The following is a 22459-nucleotide window of genomic DNA, read 5'->3' as shown; positions in this document are numbered from 1 at the left end:
TACGATACGTGAGCAATGCGAAGTGCGCTGGGCGCAAAATACACAATGACTAATGCCAAAGCGGGCGCTCCTATCCATAAGGATAGGGGCGCAATTGCATCAGGATTTCAAAACAATGTCCCAAGCTGTGAGGGAGGCCTTGATGGCGGCGGGCACGTTTTCGATCTGGCGCCGTGCATCATCGGCCTTGCCGATTTTACACGCGGCCTCAATCGTTTGGAGCAAGCGGTGCAGCCGTTTGGCACCCAGCATCCCGCAAGCACCCGCCATTGAATGCGCGTGAGCCTGAATGTCGCGCACGCTTTGGGCATCCTCTAGCGCAGCAAGGTCGGTGGTGAGTTGGGCCCGCAGTTTTTCAATCCGCGCGGCATACCCGTCGCGGCCGATAACCTCCAGCAAGTCGGCTACCTGATTGTCGTCAAGGACGGGAATGTCGGCTCCCTGATCTGAGGGGATCTGAGAAGATGCGCACACCTCATGCGCAACAAGGCAGCGATCAAGCTCACGCAGGTTGATGGGCTTGGCCAAGAAGCCGTTCATACCTGCCGCACGAAACGCTTCACGCTCGGATGGCAGGGCATGCGCCGTGACGGCAATGATGTGGGTGTTTTGATTGATCCCAGGCCGTGACCGAATTTGACGCGTGGCCTGCGTGCCGCTGATTTCGGGCATAGAAACGTCCATCAGGATCGCGTCGAACTGCGTTTCTGCCGCCATATCAATCGCCTGCTGCCCGCCGATCGCATAGGAGACCTCGTGACCAAGCCGTTCCAACATCGCACCCAGAAGGTCGCGATTGATCTCATTGTCATCAACCACCAACAGATGTTGTTTGTGCTGGGTGCTCTCAAAGGGTTGCTGGCCTTCGGGTTTGGGCAGTTGCTCGGGGGAGGCTTCGACCATGGGCAGTTCCACATGGAAATGGGTGCCTTCACCAAGCGTAGAAGCGCAGGTGATCTGCCCGCCCATAGTATTCACGAACCGCTGCACAATACCAAGGCCCAGTCCGGTGCCGCTGGTGCGGCGTGCGTAACTGCTGTCCAATGAGATGAAATCCTCGAAAATCCGGTGCAGGTCTTCTTCGGCGATGCCGATGCCGGTGTCGGTCACATCTAGGTGCAGGGTGCCAGTATCCGGCACATAGTTCAGTGCAAGCTTGACCGCGCCGCCAGGGGTGAATTTGATCGCGTTGCTAAGCAGGTTAACGATGATCTGCTGAATGCCGGGTGGGTCAGTCATGAACCAGCGGTCTTGAGTCCGGGATTGCTCCAGCTCAATGACGGTTTCGTTGTCCCGTGCGAGGTGCTGTAGCGTTGCCACAAGGCTGTCGGTCAGGGTTGCGATATCGCATGGGGTCGGCTCTGGGGTTTCGCTTTTTTCAGCGCGCTCAATCGCTAGGACATCATTGATGTGACCCAGCAAGATATCGCCCGAAGTCAGCGCGGCAGCCAAGTAGGACCTCTGAGCCTTGCTCAGTGGGCTGCCTTCCAGCATTTGAAGCGCCGATAGAATGCCATTCAGCGGCGTGCGCATTTCATGGCTCATCATCGCGAAAAAGCGTGAGCGTTCCCGGCTGTTGGATAGTGCGTTGTCACGGCTCGCGACCAACTCAGCCTTTTGTGCTTCCTGTTCGGTAATATCGCGCATGTAACAGACGAAAAAGAAATCGGTTTCCGTATCCTCTAGTGAGCTACCAACTTCTGCAGGAAAAACATGACCGTCCCGATGCAGAGCATTGATTTCAATCCTCCCTCTATCAGCAAAGGTGGTTTCGCCCGTCTGCGCATAGTTCTTCATAGCGTCGAGAAAAATCTCCCGCTCGTTCGGCGGCAGCAGTAGGTCATAAAACTTTTTACCCAGAGCCTCTTGGCGGGTGTGGCCAAATAATTCCTCGGCAGATTTACTAAAATCAACAATCTTGGCGTCTCTGTCGCAAACGATAATCCCGTCAAGAGCACCGCGACGTGTTGCACTGAGACGCGCGTCTCTGCTTGCTGCGGCTTGGGTGGCGTCCTGAAGGGACTTGGCCTGTCGTAGCAATCCAATAATCAAGCCCATAAAGATTACGATCATCGCGGTCACCGAAACGATCAGAACTTCGATCAATCCAACGGTGCGGTCGCGCTCGGCCTCACTGTTTTTGGCGACAAAGCTCATAAAGTCGAGGCCAATGTTGCGAGGTAAGGTGCGCACACTGTAAAGCGCGCGGCGTAGGTCATCCAAACCCGCTAGAAGTTTCTCATCAGAGCCGTCGATTAAGGGCAGTTGCGTGTCCAAAACAACCTTCAGCTTCATCAGGTCTGGACTGAATTGCCCCGCACCGGATCCCTGGCGCAAAGGCAGGGTACGGCTGTAGAAAATGTCAAACCGCTTGCGCAGTTCGTCAAGGTAGGGCTCTCCGCCGGCCTCGACGTCATCAATCGCGTCTTGCAGTTTGAGATATTCGATCTCCAATTGGGCCGACAGGTATTCTTGCTGGCCCTGCTTCGCGACGCTGAGATTGTCGACATAAGACCATACGTTGAACGACAAATAGCTGATTGCAATGCAACCAGCGATGATGATCATGGAGGCGGAGCCAAAGACCATGCGCAAAGGACGCCCCCCGAACGGGCGCAAGAACGGGTTTGCAGATGGCTTCATGGGTTATTTAACGAACAAACGATTGAGCTGCCAAATTGAGCGGGAATATACTGTTTCCGTCTGGTACTTTTTGTGGCTGTCATAGGGGTACACAATCCGCAGCGGCCCTTTGCTACGTCGGCTCATCTGTGCCCCATTGTGGAGGTAGGCGATGATGGGACCATCTTTCACGGCATCACTGACAGGGATGTCTACGGCGTAGTCATCTACTGCAACTGCGCGCATTTTCCCGTCTGAAATTTCGATGCTGTCCAACAGATCTTTCAAACGCACGCCTTTGAATTCCTGCGTGCCATGGCTCCAGATCGTTTTGGTTGAAAAGCTAACGGGATCGAAAGCCATCATGTCATTCAAAGTGAAGTGGTATTCAATTTGGTCGTGGTCGACGGAGAGAACAATCGGATCAGTCTCCGAATGCGCGAACATGACAGAGGCAATGAGCGCCATAAGTGCGCTCACGAGAGTCGAGGGAAGATGGAATTTGAACATTGTGCGTTCCTTTCGCCTCGGCATTATCGTTTAGCCGGTCCAGGCGGGATAACGTATCGGGATAGACCTTATATCCTTTCGTATAGGACCTTTGGGTGCTGCGTGTGAAAGCACCTTTGATACCCCGAGGTATCGTTCGAGTGAGGTGTCTTGCGTCAGCTCAATTTTCCTGAACAGTGATTAACCTTACAGTCGTTTTACAATTTGTTTCGGCAGGCCCAGACCCGTGTTCCGGCCCCCGGAACACTCCGTTGTGCACCTACCGAAAGGACGCTCTCATGGGTTTGAGAATTCTTGTTGCCGATGACCATGAATTGGTCCGCGATACGATTGCCATGTTTCTGGAGTCGGATGGGACGGGGCAGGTAATACAGGCCGGGACGTTGGATGACGCGTTAAAGCTGATGAAGTCGCATGGGGCTTTTGATTTGGTTCTCCTTGACTACACAATGCCTGGTATGCGCGGACTTGAGGGGCTTAAAGCAGCCTTGAAGATCAGCGGTGGCAATCCTGTTGGTCTGATCTCCGGGACGGGTACGCGGCTTGTGGCGCAACAAGCACTGGATCTGGGTGCCGCCGGGTTTTTGCCCAAAACAATGCCCGCCAAGAGCCTCGTGAACGCGGTGAAATTCATGGCAATGGGTGAGATTTTTGCGCCAGCCGATTTCATGTCCGGCAAGAACGATGCCCCCGAGACTGATTTTGAAAAGTCGCTGTCAGATCGCGAAAGGCAGGTGCTCCGCGGTGTGCTTGCTGCCAAGTCCAACAAAGAAATAGCCATCGACTTGGAACTTCAGGAACCGACAATCAAGCTGCACGTGAAAACGTTGTGCCGTAAGCTTGATGCGAAAAACCGAACCGATGCGGCCATGATTGCCCGTGATGCGGGCTTTGCATAGCCGCCACTCGTCCTCCTATAGCTGAGTATACAACACGCGTACCATCAGGTGCGCGTGTTTTTCGTTGTACTTGCCCCGTGCAGGACGATGCGGCGTTCTTGTACCCAAAAGAATAGTCTTTGACCTGTCAGGACGGCATTGCCCTCCCATCGGCCCCCAAAAAATCCATCCAGTTCCGGCAGATTGCAAGGGCATCGCAGCAACCCGATGCGATGTTTGAAACCCGGTTTCGCCGGTCTTGAAGGAACCACGATATGTCTGAATGCTCTCCCATCCGCCGGCGCACCGCCATCACTGCCCTAACGATTGCCGCCGCCACGTGTGTGTTTGCGAATGCGGCTGTGGCCCAAGCGCTCGAAAGCGACTTTTCGTTTACGATCATCGAGACGAATGCACAGGGCCAAGAGCAACAGATCGAACGTGATGACGTCGAACCTGGTGAAATGATTGAATATACCTTGCGCCACGAAAACACGAGCGATGCCCCCTTGGCAGGCCTTGTTATTCGCGCACCCGTCCCAGTCGGTGTGACACTCAAACCGGCCGCTGAGTTTAGTTCCGTACCCGCCCGTTTCGAAGTCCAAGCCGAGCTTGACCCCGAACAAGAGGGACTTGAGTGGGCAGCCCTTCCCGCAATGCGGCGTGTGGCAGATGCCCAAGGCGCCCTTGTCGAAGAGCCACTGCCGAACAACGCGATCGTCGCCGTGCGGTGGACCTTGGATGCACCTTTGGCCGCCGGAGAAACCGCTCTCAATGGCTACCGCGTGCAGGTCAACTGAGCAGCGCCTGACTTCTTCTTTTCTTCTTCTTCCCCATACTAACACCCCTCAAAAGGTACTGATTGAATGACACATAAATCCACCTTGATCCGCTCCGTAAGTGCAGCGGCAGTATTGGTCACCGCGTTTTCGGCGGCTGCGCAGGCCGCCCCACAAGCAGGTGCTGTCATTGGCAACCAAGCTGTTGCCACCTACGAAAACACGGCTGGCGACACGATTACGATCACTTCCAACACAGTCGAGACGATTGTCCGCCAGGTTGCCGGTGTCACACTGACATCCGACACATCAGATAACATCGCTCCGGGCGGCAAGGCCTTCTTGCCTCACATCGTGACCAACGTTGGTAACGGGGCAGATGCCTTCACGCTGAGCGTTTCGGAAAATGATACAGGCGCGTTTGATGCGCAAAACTTGGTGTTCTATCCAGATGCGAACATGGATGGTGTCGCCGACAGTGCAACGCCGATCACCGAGACCCCGCTACTTGCCCCCGGCGAGCAGTTCGGCCTGATCATTGAGGCGACAGCAGGGTCCACAGCCAGTGGCACAGATACGATGACCGTGACCGCAGCGTCTCAGCTAGATAGCGGGACCACGGATACCAACACCGATACTTTGACTGTGTCCAACGGGGCGATCATTGAACTTGTCAAATCGATGGTTGCTGCCGACGACAATGCCAACAACCGGATCGACGCAGGGGATTTGGTGACAATCACGCTGGCATACTCCAGCACAGGTTTGGTCGATGCCACGAACTACAAAGTGACGGACGTACTAGACGATGGTCTGGCCTATGTCGCAGGCTCGGCACGCTGGTCCGATGCATCAGGTGCTCTGAACGACGGCAACAGCTTTTCCGATATCGACGCGACCAACGGCAGCGGCAACAACATCTTCTGGAACTTTAACGATGATGACACGGTCGATTTCAGCATCGACCGGGTTGCGTCTGGCCGCACGGGCAGCGTGACGTTCCAAGCGCGTATCACATCCGCGGCGGATGCGGGCGTCATCACCAACACCGCGACTCAAACCGTTGAAGGGACTGATTTTCCGAGCTCAAACACCGCGACAATCGTTGTTGATGCTGAATTCGAAGTCGACATCGCAGACCAATCGCCCAACGCGTCTATGACATCTGGAACCGATGATGGCACCAGCGGCGATGACATCGTTTCCGAGACAACCAATGTGTATCAAGGGGGGGTGATCCGCCAAGAATTCGTGATCACCAACGAATCCAACCAGTCTGACAGCCTGTCGGTCTCGGTGCTGGACGATAGCAACAATACATATCCCGCAGGCACCACGTTCCGCATTGTGGGTGCTGATGGGATCACGCCTGTGATTGGCTCCGTGGGTCCGCTCGCGATCAGCGAAAGCGCAAAGGTTACTCTGGTCGCGACGCTGCCCTCGGATGCGACGCCAGTTGCCGCCAGCACGACGTCTACGCCGACGTATCAGGTCTCCCTTGAGACGAAATCTGATGCCTCCGGAGCCAGCGATACATCGGTTGCGGCTTTCATGGGTGCTGTGCTGGCATCCAGCGTGGATTTGGAAAATGATGTAACGGGCAGCGAAGGTGACGGGGCCAATCCACGCGATGGATCATCTAATCCTTGGCTTGTCAGCGAAGACAGCACCCAGACCACGCCGTCTTTGGGTATTGCGCCTGGTGACGCCTACACCTTTGAGATGAACGTTCAAAACAACGGCGGCACTTCGGACAGCTACAATATCTCGCTGGCCAATCCGTTGCCCGCGGGCTGGACCGTAGAGTTCCGCGATGCTTCCGGCTCAATCATCACCAACACTGGCACCATTCCAAACGGGGACACCGGCACCTTTAGCGTCATTGTCACCCCCGCAGAGGATGCCGTGGCCGGGGATACAGAGGTTGATATCCAAGTTCAAAGTGCGGTCTCTGGTCAATCCGATCGCATCGTGAACGCCATCCGCGTGCGCAACATCTATGACGTGAGCATTGTGTCGGATCAGGCGGTTCAAGCTTCTCCGGGTGGGGTCGTTGATATTGCGCATACCATCACCAACAACGGTAACGTCACAATTACCTCTGGTACGATTTCAGCTTCTGGGTTTAGCAACTTCTCGGGCGCGATCTTTAGGGATGTGAACAACAACGGCGCAGTGGATGCAGGCGATGAAGTGATCGACAACTTTGACGATCTTCCTTCGGGCCTTGCTGCTGGTGATACGCTGAGCGTGATTTACCGGGTGCAAAGTCCGTCAACTGGGACTGCAGGTGTTTCTGAAGTGGCGACGTTGAGCTTGGGGGAGACACTGAACGGTACGGGTAGCGACATCACCCCCGGCGATAACACAGTTGAGGATACCATCACGATTGTGACCGGCGATGTCACCCTCGAGAAGTACCAGTACATCGACGCTCATTGTGACGGCACCGTCGGGACCTTCACCAAAACACGTCAGGACGTGGAACCGGGCCAATGTATCCGCTACCGCATTGTTGCGGAAAACACGGGCGCCTTTGCGGCAACGAATGTGGAGATTTTCGACAGCGCACCGGCCTATACCGCCATCACCGAATGTGCCGGGGATTGTGACGCGGCGATGTCGCCCTCGGGGACACCAACACTCACGAGCACGAGCATTTCAGGTACCTACGCAGAAGTGCTGCCGGGTGGCTCTGTTGACCTAGAGTTCACGGTCGAAGTCGACAACTGATACCGTCGACATAGCCAGTCAATCAAAACCCCCGCAGGCCATGCTTGCGGGGGTTTTTGCATTTTCGACCCCTGTTGCCAATGGGAACTATCCCTTTGGGTAGGCGTCTGCCTGTTTGCGTCAGCGCCATACCCCTTCGCCCCCCGGCAAGCTGCCCCGTACGCTGGCAAAACACCCCCAATGACGAAAGCCGGTGTGATGCGTGATTGCCAAACCCGGAAACTCCCAAGGGCGGCACCATGCAGAATTTTACAAACTTTGGACGTACCCGCACCCGTCACGCCATGAAGGCGCCGCAAAAAACTGTATCTTGCGGCGCTTACTTTGGACCGGCTCATCTGCTCGCCCAATGGGCATTTCCAATCTTAGCCCTTGCCGCCTTTGTGTTCATCTGGACCGCTCAAAGCACCGAGGCTCAATTGGCACCCGCCGATACGCTGATCCGGAATGTCGCCGAAGCCACGTATTTTAATCCAGCCATTGGGGTCCGTGAGACCATTCAATCCAATGAAGTCATCGCTCGCGTGGCCCCTGTGCCCGCAATTGACGCGAGCGGCGCTATGGAACTGCGCTTGTCGCGCGGTACGTTGGAGCAGTTTCAGTTCCAGGTGCGCAATACCGGCAACACAGATCTGGAATTTACCCCAGCCATCAGTCTGGCCGGCGATGTGACTTCGATTGAAGAGGCAACGCTCTATCACGACGTAAACGGGAACGGCGTGATTGACCCACAAGAGCCAGCTCTTTCGCAAGGCGATACGCTTTCGCTTGAGATGTCTGAACAGACCAACCTGATCTATGCTTTTGCCGTGTCCTCCGGCGCGCGCGCAGACCAAAACGTGACTGCAACACTCGCGGCAACGGTGTCGCCTGAACTCAGCGCGAACGTTACAAGCACGGTGACCATCACGGATACCGCTTTGGAGTTGAGCAAACAGCAACAGGTTCGGTTCACCGGGGATCGGACTTCGCTGATCTATCAGCTGCAACTGCGCAACAACTCGGAGCAGGCAATCCCTGCCTATGATGCGGTAGACGGTGCAGACATTTTGATCGATGGGGTGCCTGCCGCAGGTGTCTTGATCACGGATGTCGTGCCAATGAACACCATGTTCGAAGCCATAGAGGCGCAGGGCGGCATGACTGCGTTATATCACAGCCGTGGCGCACCTGCGCGCTCCTATGAAAGTACTGCCCCTTTATTTGCGGCTTTGGTCGATGAAGTTGCTTTTTTTGCCGAAGGCGACTTTGCCGTTGGTCGCGCCGCTGATGTGGCTTTTTCGGTGCAGGTCGACGCGGGCCTTTCGCCAGTGAATATCGACAATACAGCGGCGACCTACGTCGTGACCGGGGCCGAGACATACACCCAACGTTCCAATACGGTGACGTATCAGACCCCTGTTGAGGGCACTGGCACTATCTCTTTCGTAGACCCTATTACGCGCAGCGTTGTGCGATTTGGAGACACGCAAAGCGACGCGCGCGTTCTTGTGAACGCGACGGCCTGCAATACAACCGCCAACATCGATACCGTGCTCGTGACGCTTCTGAACGCGGCCACCGGTGACCGTGAAACGGCTTTCGCGCGCGAAACCGGGGGGGATACCGGGGTCTTTGAAACTGCGCTGATCCCGCTTGCGGAAATGATTGAGACGGTTGCGGGCGACTCTGTGGTCTCGGTGAATGTGGCCGATACCGTGGAAGCCAGCGCGTTTTGCGGGATCAGCCGCATGAGGACCAGTTTGCAGATGGGCAACGCCCGGACCGTGTTCAACGCAATGAATAACACACCGATTGAAGATATCACGGTTGTCTTGCTGGATGCCGTTAGCGGCGCCGAGGTCGCTCGGACCGTTAGCAACCAGCAGGGGCTTTATGCCTTTGACCGGATTGCGCCGGGTGAGTACCGCTTTGACATCGAAAATGCTCCGCAGTGGCGTTTTCCCACCGTGCGCCCAGCCTTGCCCGGGTATGAGCGCACCGTGACACCCGCTGGTCGTGGGGCACCCTTCACGCATGATGGCGGACGGGTTTACGTTTCGGACCTGCCGCTCGATCCATTTTATGCGACCCCACTTGCCCTTACGAAAACCGCACAGCGGGATGTGGTCTCAACCGGTGAATTCCTGCGCTATAGCCTCGATGTTTCGAACAACATGTATCAGGCGCTGATCAACGCTGAGGTTGCGGACACGCCGGATATGGGTCTCAGCTTTATCGAAGGCTCTGCCCGCCTGGACGGCCAGCCGATTGCTGATCCGACTGTAGCGGCCGACGGCACACTGACATTTGATCTGGGCAATCTGATGCCGATCTCTAGCCAAGAGTTGACGTATCTGACACGCATTTCCGCCGCTGCATCCGAAGGCGCACTCGAAAACGCGGCTATCCTGAGCGGCAATCAAGCTGGGGCAGGGACGCTACGCCAATCGCCACCCGCTCGTGCGGTTGTCGAGCTGAGCAATGGCTCTGGCGTCTTCGCACGTGAGGGCACGATCATTGGCACCGTTTTCATGGATTGTGACGGCAATGGCCTGCAAGGCGATGCATCCGAGCCGGGCATTCCTGGTGTGCGGCTGGTGACCCAAGACGGCCTGTTCGTGGTAACCGATAAAAACGGCAAATACTCACTGCGCGGTCTGCGTCCGGTGACCCATGCACTGCAAATCCAACGTCAAACCCTGCCAACCAACGTAAAGGTCGCAGTGACACGCACCAATGATCTGCGTGTCGGTGGATCGCGGATTGTGCCATTGCGGCGCGGTGAAGTGCGGGCTGAGAACTTTGCAGCCGGCATGTGCACCCCAGCGACCCTCGATAGTGTTGCAAAGCGCCGCGCCCAGTTTGATGCGGAAGGCAATTCCGGCCTGTCCCGCCCTCGGGCGTTCGGCTCTAATCAAGACGGTCGTCGCACTGTGACTGCCCGATCCGAGGCGGGTGCGGCGACATCCACCCAAATCATTGGCGACAAGGTGCAAGAGAACACATCCACTGAGGTGGCATCGACAAACGCGGCCCGCGCGCAAGCGACGCTTGAGCAGCTGGTGGAAACGTTGGACCCCATGATCGGTTTCTTGGACGTGCCCGAAACTGGCGCGGTCGCGTCGCGTACGCATAGTTTTCGTGTCAAAGGGCCTGCCGATCTGTCCCTCAAGGTTCTGATCAATGGCACCCCTGTTGCACAAGACCGCGTGGGTGAGCATGCCTTGTCCCGGACGCGCAACGTGCAGATCACCCAATTTGTTGCGACCAAGCTGCGGGCGGGTGCGAACACGCTGACATTGATTGGCCGGGATGGCTTTGGGATCGAGCGGCAGCGCACCTCTATCACGCTTGTTGCTCCGGGCGAGCCCGCAAACATCGACATTGTGGTGCCGAAGATTGCCAGCGCCGATCCCAATACGCCGATCCCTGTTGCGATCCGCATCCTTGATGCCTCTGGTATGGTTGTGCCCGCGTCTGCGGTGGTCACGCTTCAGGCGCGGAATGCGCGCTGGGATGTCACGGACATCCGCCCCGAAACACCTGGCCTGCAAACGTTCATCGACAACGGTGAAGCGATTGTGAACTTGATCCCACCCCAAGCCTCCGGCCCTGAAACCATTGCTGCGATCAGTGGCTTTGGCAAAGCCGAGGCAAAGGTGACCTTCACGCCCAATTTGGAAGACCGCATTTTGGTCGGCGTGATTGAGGGAGCCGTGGCCTTGGGCGGCGGAGCCAATGGCTCACTGCTGCAAGCGGATCGTTTCAGCCATTTCGAAGATACGACAACCGGTCTGAACGGGGCGCTTTACTACAAAGGGGCGATTGCTGGATCTGCCTTGCTCACCCTGCGTTACGATTCTGATGGCGACACCGAAGATCGCCTGTTCCGCGATATCGACAGCGATGCGTATTACCCCGTCTATGGTGATACCTCCGAGACAGGTTTTGACGCGCAATCGTCCAGCAATCTGTTTGTCAAAATTGAGCGCGGTCAGTCCTATATGCTTTATGGTGACATCGCGATTGAACCAAAATCTACGGCCCTCAAGTTGGGTGGCGAACGCCGTGTTGCCACCGGGACAGAGGTGTTTTGGGAAAATGAACGGCTGTCGGTGTCCGCTTTTGCGGTGCAAGCGGATCAGACCCAAAAAGTGGCTGAGATTGCGGGGCGCGGCGTGTCTGGACCCTACGATCTGGCATTGGGCGGCTACGTGACAGGCTCTGAGCGGGTTGAGATCCTTGTGCGGGATGCTGACGGTGGAGATATCTTGTCCACGACGCCCCTGCGTCGTGGCACCGACTACCTGCTGAACTATTTCACCGACACGATCACCTTTGACATCCCGCTGCGTCAGTTTGATTTCGATGGCAATCCGGTTTCTGCCCGCGTGACCTATGAGGTGAAGGCCGATCAAGCCGAGCGTTACTGGCTTTACGGCGGAGAGGCCGCCTACCAGCTGAACCATCATACCGAAGTCGGTGTGCGTGTGGTGAACTCTGATGGCACGCGTGGCCTAGACACACGGAACCGGCTGCGAGCTGCATACGTCCGCCAGTCGCGCCTGAACGGCGGCGTCTGGGAGGCTGAAATTGCGCATAGCGAAGATGGTCTTGGTGAAACCGATCAGGCAGCGCGCCTGTTCTATGAGCGTAAAGACGGCCAGAACCGCCTGCAATTTGAGGCAATCCACGCGGGCCGCAACTTTGATGCGGGCGATGGGATCACGCGCGCCGGTGCCTCTCAGGTGCGGTTGTCTTTTGACACCGAATTGAGCGCACGCAAAACATTCGGGCTGAGCGCGGAATACACGCGGGACCAAGTGCGCGATACGGAGGACATGACGTTCGAAGCTCTCTATGGGCACCGCTTCAATGACGGCTTCCTTGGGGAGTTCGGTGTGGCTGTTTCACGCGATAGCCGTGCCACGGGGACGACAAATGAGACGGCCATCACCTTGGGTGGCGTTTGGACCCCGATAGACCAACCCGGCACCCGGGCAGAAGCCCGCCTCCATCTGCCGGTGGCTGGAAATGGCACGCAGGATACCAAGCTTGTTTTTGGCGTGTACCGCGATTTGGAAAATGGCGCGCGCACCTTTGAGGAAGCTGAACTGATCTTTGAGCCGAACGGAATGACTACGCGTGTACGTGTCGGCGGCGAGTATAGGTTCAACGATTGGCTTTCGGGGGCAACAGAGCTGACCAAGACTGCGTCCGAAGTTGAAGAGACCGTGATCCAGAACCTCGATATGGGTTGGAACATTGGCGAAGCTTGGATGATCAGCGCAGGGCTGGAACATTCTCGCAAAGTCGAAAGCGGCGATGACGCCCTGACCAGCTTGGCTTTGGGGCTCAAGTGGACTGGCCCTGAGAAGCGGTATGTTGGTGATGCGGATGTTGACACAACGTGGGAAGACACTGGCCGCACCCATTACACCAGCGTTGGTTTCGCCACGCAGGCCACACCAGATTTGGCCATCCTCGCGCGTGGGCGCGTCGCGCTGGATAACCGCAATGACACGCGCGTGCTGCGTACTCGGGCGCGGGTCGGGGCTGCATATCGTCCGATCGCGGACCCACGGCTTGATGTTTTGGCGTGGTATGAGGCGCAGATCGAAGACCGGGGCGAGCGCACCGAAACGCACCTTTGGTCCGTGGACGGAAGCTTTGAAGCGACAGATGATCTGCGCTTGAACGGAAAATACGCTGGCCGCCATCAGCGCGCGGACATTCAAGGTAGCCCGACTGCCAAAGCAACGACGCAGTTGGCGCAGGCGGGTCTTGCGCTGGACTTCTGGAAGGACCGTTTCCAACTGGGTGTGAATGGTGCGTATCTTTTCGATGACGCGGGCAATTCCAGCCAAGGGTTGGGTCTTGAGTTGGGCTTTACGCCCTCAGAAGGCACGCTGATGGCGCTGGGCTATAACCACAGCAGTGGCCAAGTTTCGGGCCAGTCGGAGTTGTACCAAGAAGGTGCATACCTGCGGCTGACGCTGCTCTTGGGTGAAGGGCTCGCGTCGGCGCTGGACAGTTTTTGGAACAATTGACGGTGACGCTAGGCGAGTAAGCCTAGCGGCTGTTTTTGGGGTGCGAAGCTAAAGGGCTGAGCCGGTGTGAGCGGGCAGGGGACACAACCCCAGAAGCCTGCCGTAGCGGGTGCGGGCCGGGTCGCTCATCTGTTGTGCCGCTGCTTAGCATGCGTTTGCGTAGTTCGGTGCTCGTTGTCATTTATGCTTTTTGCTATTGGACTGCACTTGGACTTGAACCTTGGTCAATCATCCCTAATTGTTCCTTATTGCGATCCGTTCGCAACTTCGGCCTGCCTATTTGCAAATGCTTCTTAAAAACACTATGATCCAAGCGACAGGAGAGACAATGTTCCGACTGACCTCAGCGACCCTCGCTCTTGGCCTCATGGCCACCCCGGTTTTCGCAGATGATAAGCTAAAGGTGGTGACAACCTTTACCGTGATCGCGGATATGGCCGCGAATGTTGCGGGTGACGCGGCAGAGGTGGTTTCGATCACCAAGCCCGGCGCGGAAATCCACGGCTATCAACCGACGCCCGGCGATTTGCGCCGCGCGGTTGATGCGGATTTGATCCTTTGGAACGGCCTCAATCTGGAACTTTGGTTCGAACAATTTCTGTCCAACCTCGGGGATATCCCATCAGTAACAGTCTCGGACGGGATTGAGCCTATCGCGATTGCAAGCGGCTCATATCAGGGCAAAACAAACCCCCACGCTTGGATCGGCGCGGATGCGGCGATGGTTTATGTTGATAACATCGCCGCGGCCATGGCCGACGCGGACCCCGACAATGCGGCGATCTATACGGCAAATGCCGCCGCCTATAAGGCCGAGATTGAGGGCGTTCTCGCACCTTTGCGGGCGCAGTTGTCCGGGGTCGAACAGGACAAACGCTGGCTTGTGACCTGTGAGGGCGCCTTTAGCTACCTTGCACGCGATTTCGGCCTGCAAGAACTGTATCTGTGGCCCATGAATACCGACGCTGTGGGCACGCCGCAGCAGGTGCGAGCGGTGATTGATGGCGTGCGGGCAAATGATATCCCCGTCGTGTTCTGCGAAAGCACGGTAAACACCGCCCCGGCCGAGCAGGTCGCGCGCGAAACGGGTGCTAGGTACGGTGGCGTCCTGTTCGTCGACAGCCTTAGCGAACCGGACGGCCCTGTGCCCACGTATCTGGATCTGCTGCGCGTTACCTCCCAAACCGTTGTGAAAGGTCTGACCGCCGAATGACATCGCCCAATGCCCCTTTCGACCAATCGGGCATTTGTGCTCGGGATGTCACTGTCACTTACCGCAACGGCCACACGGCGCTGCGTCACGCAAGCTTTGAGATACCGCGCGGCACGGTGACGGCCTTGGTCGGGGTCAACGGGGCAGGCAAATCCACGCTCTTCAAGGCGATCATGGGGTTCGTGCCCGCTGCAAGTGGCACGATCACCCTGATGGGGCGTACGGTGAAACAGGCGCTCAAAGACAACATCGTGGCCTATGTCCCCCAAGCCGAAGAGGTCGATTGGGCTTTTCCCGTGTTGGTCGAGGACGTGGTGATGATGGGCCGCTATGGCCACATGGGTATGCTGCGCCGGGCGCGCGCTGCGGACCACGCCGCCGTGACCCAAGCGTTGGAGCGTGTGAACATGCTCGACTACCGTCACCGTCAAATCGGTGAATTGTCGGGTGGTCAGCGAAAGCGTGTTTTTCTGGCGCGCGCCTTGGCGCAAAACGGGCAAGTCATTTTACTCGATGAGCCGTTCACCGGTGTGGATGTGCAGACCGAGGAACAGATCGTCAAACTTCTGCGTGAGTTGCGGGATGAAGGACGTGTGATGCTGGTCTCGACCCATAACCTTGGGTCAGTACCAGAGTTTTGTGATCGGACGGTCCTCGTTAAGGGCACCGTGCTGGCCCATGGCCCGACAGAAACGATTTTCACCCGCGCCAACCTAGAGCGCGCGTTCGGCGGTGTGCTGCGCCACTTTACCTTGGGTGGGGATGAACTGCACGACGACGATGACGGGCGCGAGGTCCGGATCATTACAGACGACGAACGGCCCTTTGTCATGTACGGCGAACGCGATGCGGAGCCTCCTGCCAAAGAAGCCGAAAAAACTGCGGGCAAGGCCTCAAGCGATGCTTGAGCCCTTTGCATACAGCTACATGGTCAATGCCATGTGGGTGAGCGCGCTGGTGGGGGCGGTCTGTGCATTCCTGAGCGTTTATTTGATGCTAAAGGGCTGGTCTCTAATCGGCGATGCGCTGTCCCACTCGGTCGTGCCGGGGGTGGCGGGGGCCTATATGCTGGGCCTTCCGTTCGCATTTGGGGCGTTTATCGCAGGGGGCTTGGCGGCCGGCTCGATGTTGTTTTTGTCCAACCGCTCTGGCCTCAAATCCGATGTGATTATCGGGATTATCTTTACGGGGTTCTTTGGGTTGGGGCTGTTCATGGTTTCGCTCAACCCGATCGCCGTGTCGGTTCAAACGATCACTATGGGCAATATCCTCGCGATCACACCCGAAGATACGCTGCAATTGGTGATCATCGGGGCGGTTTCCCTGACGGTGTTGCTGGTCTTGTGGAAGGACCTTTTGGTGACATTCTTTGACGAAAACCACGCACGATCCATTGGATTGCGGCCGGATCTATTGAAAGTGATTTTCTTTACCCTGCTGTCGGCCAGCGTTGTGGCCGCGATGCAAACTGTTGGGGCGTTTTTGGTGATCGCAATGGTCGTGACGCCGGGGGCGACGGCGTATCTGTTGTGTGACCGGTTCGAGCGGCTTTTGATGACGTCTGTTTCTATTGGGGCAGGGACCAGCTTTGCCGGGGCATACGTGAGCTACTTTCTGGACGGGGCCACGGGCGGGATCATCGTGGCGTTACAAACGCTTATCTTCCTCGTGGCATTTGTCTTTGCCCCGAAACACGGGCTTTTGGCATCCCGGGCCAAGTCGCGTGCGGCGTTGAAACGTCCCATTGAGGATCCGGTCCATGTGGGCATCGATGCGCGGCTAGAGGCAAGCAAATGATCGACACGGTCCTTCTGCCCTTTCAGTTCGCCTTTATGCAAAAAGCCCTTTGGATTGCGCTTTTGGTGGCGCCTCCGGCCGCGATGCTGTCATGTTTTTTGGTGCTCAAGGGCTGGGCGTTGATGGGCGACGCGGTGGCGCATGCTGTCCTGCCGGGCATTGTGTTGGCCTATATCGCGGGGTTGCCGTTGATTTTGGGCGCGTTCATGGCGGGCATGGGGTCTGCGGTTTTGACGGGCTATTTGGCTGAAAACAGCCGCGTCAAACAGGACACGGTGATGGGGGTCGTGTTTTCGGGGTTTTTCGCCGTTGGGATCATCCTGTTTGTAGCATTCCCGTCGGATGCGCACCTTGATCACATCCTCTTTGGCAACATGCTGGGCGTCGGCACGGCGGATTTATGGACAGCAGGACTGATCTCGGCCGGGGTGTGCGCGGTGTTGTTGGTAAAGTGGCGGGACCTGTTGTTGCACGCCTTTGATCCAGCGCAAGCACAGGCCATGGGGCTGCCTGTGAAGGTCTTGCACTACGGGTTGTTGACGCTTTTGTCGCTTGTGATTGTGGCGACGTTGTCGTCGGTCGGGCTGATCCTTGCGATTGCCTTGTTGATCACACCGGGGGCAATTGCGTTTTTGGTGGTGCGCAGCTTTGGCGCGATGCTGGTCGTGTCCGTCAGCGTTTGCACCTTGTCGATGATCACGGGTATATACGCGAGCTTCTTTATCGACGTGGCCCCTGCGCCCACCGTTGTCTTGATCCTGACGGCTTTGTTCTTGGTGGCCTTCACATACCGTGTTCAGGCCACCAAGGCTGCGTCGCGCCGGGCTTAGACGTTCTGGATTTGCAGAGCGACTGGCGCGCCTACAACCGTCGCAATCTGTGTCAGCGCGCTTACCGCACGGTCCAAATCATTGGGCGCGCAGGCGTGTGTGACGATCAGCACGGGCGCCGTATCTGCGTCGGAGTGATCATACTGACGCATCCGGTCGATCGAAATGCCCGAGTTGCCCAGCGTGGTGGCGACCTGTGCCAGCGCGCCAGGTTCATCGCACAGCGTCAGGCGCAGGTAATAGGGGCAGGGCGTTGCCGATACGGCAGGGGCCGCTTTTGCCAAGGACGCGGCGGGTTGGCCAAACACGGGCAGATCAATGCCGCGCGCCAGATCACACACATCCGCCATGACCGCGCTGGCCGTAGGGCCTTCGCCGGCACCCGCGCCGCGCATCACGATCTGGCCGACCGCGTCGCCTTCGAGAACGACCATGTTGGTGCCCCCTTCCAACTGGCCCAAGGGTGAGCTGGCGGGCACCAGGCAGGGGCGCATGCTCTGCTGTAGACCTGCGTCGGTCATCTGCGCCAGACCCAACAGCTTGATCTTATAGCCCATGTCGGCGGCGCGGCTGATGTCTTCGATGGTGATCGCGCCAATCCCCTCAAGAGCCACGGCGTCGAAATCGACCTGTGTGCCGAACGCGATACTGGCCAGCAGGGCCAGCTTGTGGCCCGCGTCGATGCCACCCACGTCTAGGTTAGGATCAGCCTCCAAGTAGCCCAAATCATTGGCTTCTTGGAACACGGTGTCATAGGGCAGGCCCGCACTTTCCATCCGGGTGAGGATGTAGTTGCAGGTGCCGTTCATGACGCCCAACACACGGGTCATTGCGTTTGCGGCCAGCCCCTCTGTCAGGGCTTTGACGACTGGGATACCGCCCGCGACTGCCGCTTCAAACCGGATTTGCGCGCCGTTTGCTTCGGCCAATTCTGCCAGTGCCTGACCGTGAACCGCCAGGAGCGCTTTGTTCGCGGTGACAACGCTTTTGCCCAAGGAAAGAGCAGCCTCAGTGGCGGCTTTGGCGGGGCCGTCTGTGCCGCCCATCAACTCAACCAACACGTCCACATCATCGCGTTTCGCGAGGGCGACGGGATCATCCTCCCACGCGTAGGCAGAGATATCGATGCCGCGATCCTTGCTGCGCGAGCGCGCGGACACTGCCGTGATTTCAATAGAGGTGCCGGTGCGCGCGGACAGCATCGCGGCGTGGTTTTGGACGATCTTGACCGTCCCGGTGCCAACCGTTCCCAAACCTACAACGCCTAGTCGAAGAGTGTCTTTGCGCATTGGAGGCTCCATGGTGTGTTTTGCGTTAAACCGGAGATAGCTCAGCCGCTTCGGGCGTGCAATGCGCCTTGGTTAAAGAGCCGCCTCACGAAGCGCATCCGCGCGCGATTGTAGGGCTTGACGGCGAGTATCCAGATCAACCGGCGCAGATGGCGCGGGGAGGGCCGCTTGGGGCATGTCATTCGGGGTCTCTGCTGGGGGCAGAGTGGCCAAAAGGGGCGCAAGAGGGATCAGTTCTGGGTAATCCGAGGCCTGTGCCGCGGGCGAAACCGTCGATGAAACGTCGGGCAAGTCGGCGCAACCGCTCAGCGCTAGGGTGACGGACAACAGGATGTGGGGCGTGCTGCGCAAAACTCATGCTCCAGTGATTGCGCGGTCAAAGTATGGGGGGCACGTCCTCCACGCAAGGGGGTTAGGTCCGCCTGCGTCGCGCCCATCCCAAAAGGCCAAGCGCCGCGAGCAAAGCCGCCCCCGAGGCGGGCAGTGGCACAGGTGCGACCGGATCGGCAGGAACCGGTGCCAGCCTCGTGATTGGAAACACACCTGAGGCAGAGGTAATGGTCACACCGCTTGTCACCTCAACACCCAGTTGCGATTTCATCGATAGCGACGCGCCGGACAGATCACCCGGCATATCCGTGGACACAAAGGCATCCACCCGCTGCATCCAGCGCATATTGAACGTGTAGGGCGGGCCAAAGGCATCCTCTGGGATGACATTCAGATGCAATTCCAGCCGATCATATTTGAAGGCATTCGGCCCCAATTCGGGCGCGGCCTTACGCTCACCGGATCGGACCATTGGGCCTCTGCCCGGGGAAACCGCGTCTGGCGCATACATGCTCATGGAGGCGGCGCTGGTGTTAGCAGGCTCATGTCCGTGGGACGTGCCCGTTATATCCATGAAAAATGTGATGTCGCCCACACCGGAAAGCGTGAAAGTATCCACCATGGCAATCATACCGCCGCCGCCAGTGTCACATGTCGCGCCACCGGCCACACAATAGTCGCGGAAAATGAGGCCATAGGCGTTGCTCTCAATCGTGCCTGCTCCGCGGTCCACGCGAGCGCCCATCGTGCCCCAACCGGTTTCGCCCGAGGCATTCACATATGTGCCTGAGCTGTCGTACATGATGTCGTTATTGTACCAATTGTATCGCACACCTTGGTTGTACCCGTAGATCGACGCATAGGTTGTGACAGCTGTCGCATCTTGGGCGATCAGTGAAAAAGCAGTGGCTGCGATGCATCCGCGCGCCAGACCGAAAAAGCGCATTTGTTTTAATCCTTAATAAAGGCTTAAGGAGTGGCATATTTTTGCCATGCGATCAATGAATCTGGTGGGTGTAGAGCGCGGCAAAAGCGGGCGGTACGCCCGGTGTGCAGGTGAATAGGCGTGTGAGATGCTGCGTAGATCCCAAAGCATGAGCAGAAAAAAGCCCGCTCAACATCTCTGTCGAGCGGGCTTGGTCTTTGCGACGGGCCTGCGGGGATATCCCGCCGACGCCTGACTTAGAGGTTGGGATAGATCGGGAAACGATCGCACATCGCTTGGACGCGGGCGCGGACGCTGGCTTCGACCTCTGCGTTGCCGTCTTCGCCGTTTGCCGCGAGGCCGTTCACGACCTCAACAATCAGATCGGCGATTTCGCGGAACTCAGGCTCCCCAAAACCACGGGTGGTACCGGCAGGTGTCCCAAGGCGGATGCCGCTGGTGACCATTGGGCTTTCGGTGTCGAACGGGATGCCGTTCTTGTTACAGGTGATGTGGGCGCGGCCGAGGGCTTTCTCAGTTGCGTTGCCTTTCACGCCTGCTGGGCGCAGGTCGACCAACATTAAGTGCGTGTCGGTGCCGCCGGTGACAATATCAAGACCACCTTTGATCAACTGATCCGCAAGCGCCTTGGCGTTCGCGATCACTTGGGTCTGGTACTCTTTGAAACCGGGCCGCAGGGCCTCACCAAAGGCCACGGCCTTACCTGCGATCACATGCATCAACGGGCCGCCCTGAATGCCGGGGAAAATCGCCGAGTTGAACTTTTTCGCCAGATCCGCGTCGTCCGTTAGGATCATGCCGCCACGGGGGCCGCGCAGCGTTTTGTGCGTGGTCGTGGTTGCCACATGCGCGTGCGGGAAGGGCGAGGGGTAGTGGCCCGACGCAACGAGGCCTGCAAAGTGCGCCATGTCGACCAGCAGGTAGGCGCCAACGCTATCGGCAATTTCGCGCATCCGTGCAAAATCGATGACACGTGGGATGGCCGAACCGCCAGCAATGATCATCTGAGGTTTGTGCTCAGTCGCAAGCGCTTGGACTTGGTCGTAGTCCAGCAGCAAATCGTCTTCGCGCACACCGTATTGGATGGCGTTGAACCACTTGCCCGATTGGTTGGGCTTGGCGCCGTGGGTCAGGTGACCGCCTGCATCAAGCGACATGCCAAGGATGGTGTCGCCGGGTTTTAGCAGAGCCTGGAACACACCTTGGTTCGCTTGGCTGCCAGAGTTGGGCTGTACGTTTACGAAACCACAGCCGAACAATTCCTTGGCACGGTCCCGTGCAAGGTTCTCGGCCACGTCGACGTATTGGCAGCCGCCATAGTAACGGCGTCCGGGATAACCTTCGGCGTATTTGTTGGTCAGGACCGAGCCCTGAGCCTCCATCACGGCTTGAGAAACGATGTTCTCAGAGGCGATCAGTTCGATCTCATCGCGCTGACGGCCAAGCTCGTCTTGCATGGCGGCGTGAAGCTCCGGATCGCTTTCGGCGATGGAGGTGGTGAAGAAACCGGGGGCGCGGTGCGGGGCGTTCATAGGCTCTCTCCTGAGGTGCAGACGTTTTACGTTGCGCGTTGTGTAAGGGGTTGTGCGCCCGGTGGGAAGTCTGGAATGCGCACATGTATACGCCGGGAGCGGCAAAAGGGCCCTCTTGTGTTTCGGATCGGCCCGAGTGCAGTGTTTTGGAAACCAACGGAGTGTTTTTGTCATGCCCGCTGCGCGGAATATTTGTTTCATGGCCTCACCGGCCGCTGACGCGCAGGAAGCATTGGCCGCGCTGACCGCCCGCTATGGCCAGTTCGACCCGCAAGACGCCGATGTGATCGTGGCATTGGGGGGCGACGGTTTTATGCTGCAAACCCTGCACGGCAGCATGGGGGTCGACGCGCCCGTTTACGGTATGAATCGCGGCACGGTCGGTTTCTTGATGAACGAATACGCCGAAGACGGCCTGATTGGGCGCCTTGAAGCGGCAGAAGAGGCCGTGACCCATCCGCTCAAGATGACGGCATGGACGGCGGATGGCAGTTCGGTTGAGGCGTTGGCCATCAACGAGGTGTCCTTGCTGCGCGAAGGGGCGCAAGCCGCCAAACTGCGCATATCGGTGGATGGGCGCGTGCGTATGGATGAGTTGGTGTGTGACGGCTGTCTTGTTGCCACGCCAGCAGGGTCCACCGCCTATAATTACTCTGCTCACGGGCCAATCCTGCCAATCGGGTCCGACGTTTTGGCCGTGACGGCGATGGCGGCGTTTCGGCCCCGGCGTTGGCGCGGGGCGTTGTTGCCGTCACGGGCGGTGGTGCGGTTCGACGTGCTGCAACACGAAAAGCGGCCCGTGCGGGCGGACACCGACTCCCGCTCCGTCAGCGGTGTCGTGCGGGTGGATATCTACTCTGAGACCGCAATCGCGCATCGGTTGCTGTTTGATCCCGGTCACGGGTTAGAAGAACGGCTGCTGCGGGAGCAGTTTACCTAAGCCGTTTGTTGTGCGGCGGGGTGCCGCG

General features: G+C 57.9%; 15 protein-coding genes. 9 read left to right on the top strand and 6 right to left on the bottom strand.

Features of this window, described 5'->3' with window-relative positions; translation table 11 throughout:
• Positions 1-99: 99 nt before the first annotated feature.
• Positions 100-2643: an ATP-binding protein gene (locus tag PM04_RS03515; protein ID WP_038003658.1), complete on the bottom strand. Its 2544-nt coding sequence runs from the start codon at positions 2641-2643 to the stop codon at positions 100-102.
• Positions 2644-2646: 3 nt separating this feature from the next.
• A complete protein-coding gene (locus tag PM04_RS03510) occupies positions 2647-3132 on the bottom strand; it encodes a molybdopterin-dependent oxidoreductase (protein WP_038003656.1) in 486 nt (161 codons plus the stop codon).
• A 278-nt stretch (positions 3133-3410) separates the two neighbouring features.
• Here PM04_RS03510 and PM04_RS03505 point away from each other — a divergent pair, with 278 nt between their 5' ends.
• The 8 genes from PM04_RS03505 (at position 3411) to PM04_RS03470 (ending at position 17394) form a co-directional block, all read left to right on the top strand.
• Positions 3411-4031, top strand: a complete 621-nt coding sequence (locus PM04_RS03505) for a response regulator transcription factor (protein WP_038003654.1) — start codon at positions 3411-3413, stop codon at positions 4029-4031.
• Between the two features lie 254 nt (positions 4032-4285).
• The gene (locus PM04_RS03500; protein ID WP_052068423.1) at positions 4286-4810 is read left to right on the top strand and encodes a hypothetical protein; all 525 of its coding nucleotides are present in this window, start codon (positions 4286-4288) and stop codon (positions 4808-4810) included.
• A 66-nt stretch (positions 4811-4876) separates the two neighbouring features.
• Complete coding sequence (locus tag PM04_RS03495; protein WP_038003652.1) at positions 4877-7522, top strand: S-layer family protein; 2646 nt, start codon at positions 4877-4879, stop codon at positions 7520-7522.
• A gap of 239 nt (positions 7523-7761) precedes the next feature.
• The gene (locus tag PM04_RS03490; protein ID WP_052068422.1) at positions 7762-13554 is read left to right on the top strand and encodes a DUF11 domain-containing protein; all 5793 of its coding nucleotides are present in this window, start codon (positions 7762-7764) and stop codon (positions 13552-13554) included.
• A gap of 328 nt (positions 13555-13882) precedes the next feature.
• The gene (locus PM04_RS03485) at positions 13883-14767 is read left to right on the top strand and encodes a metal ABC transporter substrate-binding protein (protein WP_038003651.1); all 885 of its coding nucleotides are present in this window, start codon (positions 13883-13885) and stop codon (positions 14765-14767) included.
• Positions 14764-15675, top strand: coding sequence for a manganese/iron ABC transporter ATP-binding protein (locus tag PM04_RS03480; RefSeq protein ID WP_038003649.1), 912 nt, complete (start codon positions 14764-14766; stop codon positions 15673-15675). The genes PM04_RS03485 and PM04_RS03480 overlap by 4 nt, the downstream gene beginning before the upstream one ends.
• Positions 15668-16564 (top strand): metal ABC transporter permease, encoded by an 897-nt coding sequence (locus tag PM04_RS03475; protein WP_052068421.1) that lies wholly within the window; start codon positions 15668-15670, stop codon positions 16562-16564. The genes PM04_RS03480 and PM04_RS03475 overlap by 8 nt, the downstream gene beginning before the upstream one ends.
• Positions 16561-17394: a metal ABC transporter permease gene (locus PM04_RS03470; protein WP_038003647.1), complete on the top strand. Its 834-nt coding sequence runs from the start codon at positions 16561-16563 to the stop codon at positions 17392-17394. The genes PM04_RS03475 and PM04_RS03470 overlap by 4 nt, the downstream gene beginning before the upstream one ends.
• Here the strand turns inward: PM04_RS03470 and PM04_RS03465 are convergent.
• The 4 genes from PM04_RS03465 to glyA form a co-directional block, all read right to left on the bottom strand.
• Positions 17391-18683, bottom strand: a complete 1293-nt coding sequence (locus PM04_RS03465) for a homoserine dehydrogenase (RefSeq protein WP_038003645.1) — start codon at positions 18681-18683, stop codon at positions 17391-17393. The two genes, PM04_RS03470 and PM04_RS03465, sit on opposite strands and share 4 nt — an antisense overlap.
• A gap of 72 nt (positions 18684-18755) precedes the next feature.
• Positions 18756-19034, bottom strand: coding sequence for a hypothetical protein (locus tag PM04_RS03460; protein ID WP_038003643.1), 279 nt, complete (start codon positions 19032-19034; stop codon positions 18756-18758).
• A 61-nt stretch (positions 19035-19095) separates the two neighbouring features.
• Positions 19096-19959, bottom strand: a complete 864-nt coding sequence (locus tag PM04_RS03455) for a hypothetical protein (protein ID WP_038003641.1) — start codon at positions 19957-19959, stop codon at positions 19096-19098.
• A 236-nt stretch (positions 19960-20195) separates the two neighbouring features.
• Positions 20196-21491 carry a serine hydroxymethyltransferase gene (gene glyA / locus PM04_RS03450; protein ID WP_038003639.1) on the bottom strand — a complete coding sequence of 432 codons (1296 nt, stop codon included), beginning with the start codon at positions 21489-21491 and terminating at the stop codon, positions 20196-20198.
• 172 nt (positions 21492-21663) lie between these two features.
• Between glyA and PM04_RS03445 the strand changes: the two genes are divergently transcribed.
• Entirely contained in the window at positions 21664-22431 is a 768-nt protein-coding gene (locus PM04_RS03445; protein WP_038003637.1) for an NAD kinase, read from the top strand.
• Positions 22432-22459: the final 28 nt, after the last annotated feature.

Source organism: Thalassobacter sp. 16PALIMAR09, from assembly GCF_000765485.1.
In the GTDB taxonomy this organism is placed as follows: Bacteria; Pseudomonadota; Alphaproteobacteria; order Rhodobacterales; family Rhodobacteraceae; genus Thalassobacter; species Thalassobacter stenotrophicus.
Note: the sequence above shows the minus strand (reverse complement) of the source record. Positions and strands in the feature narration are given on the sequence as shown.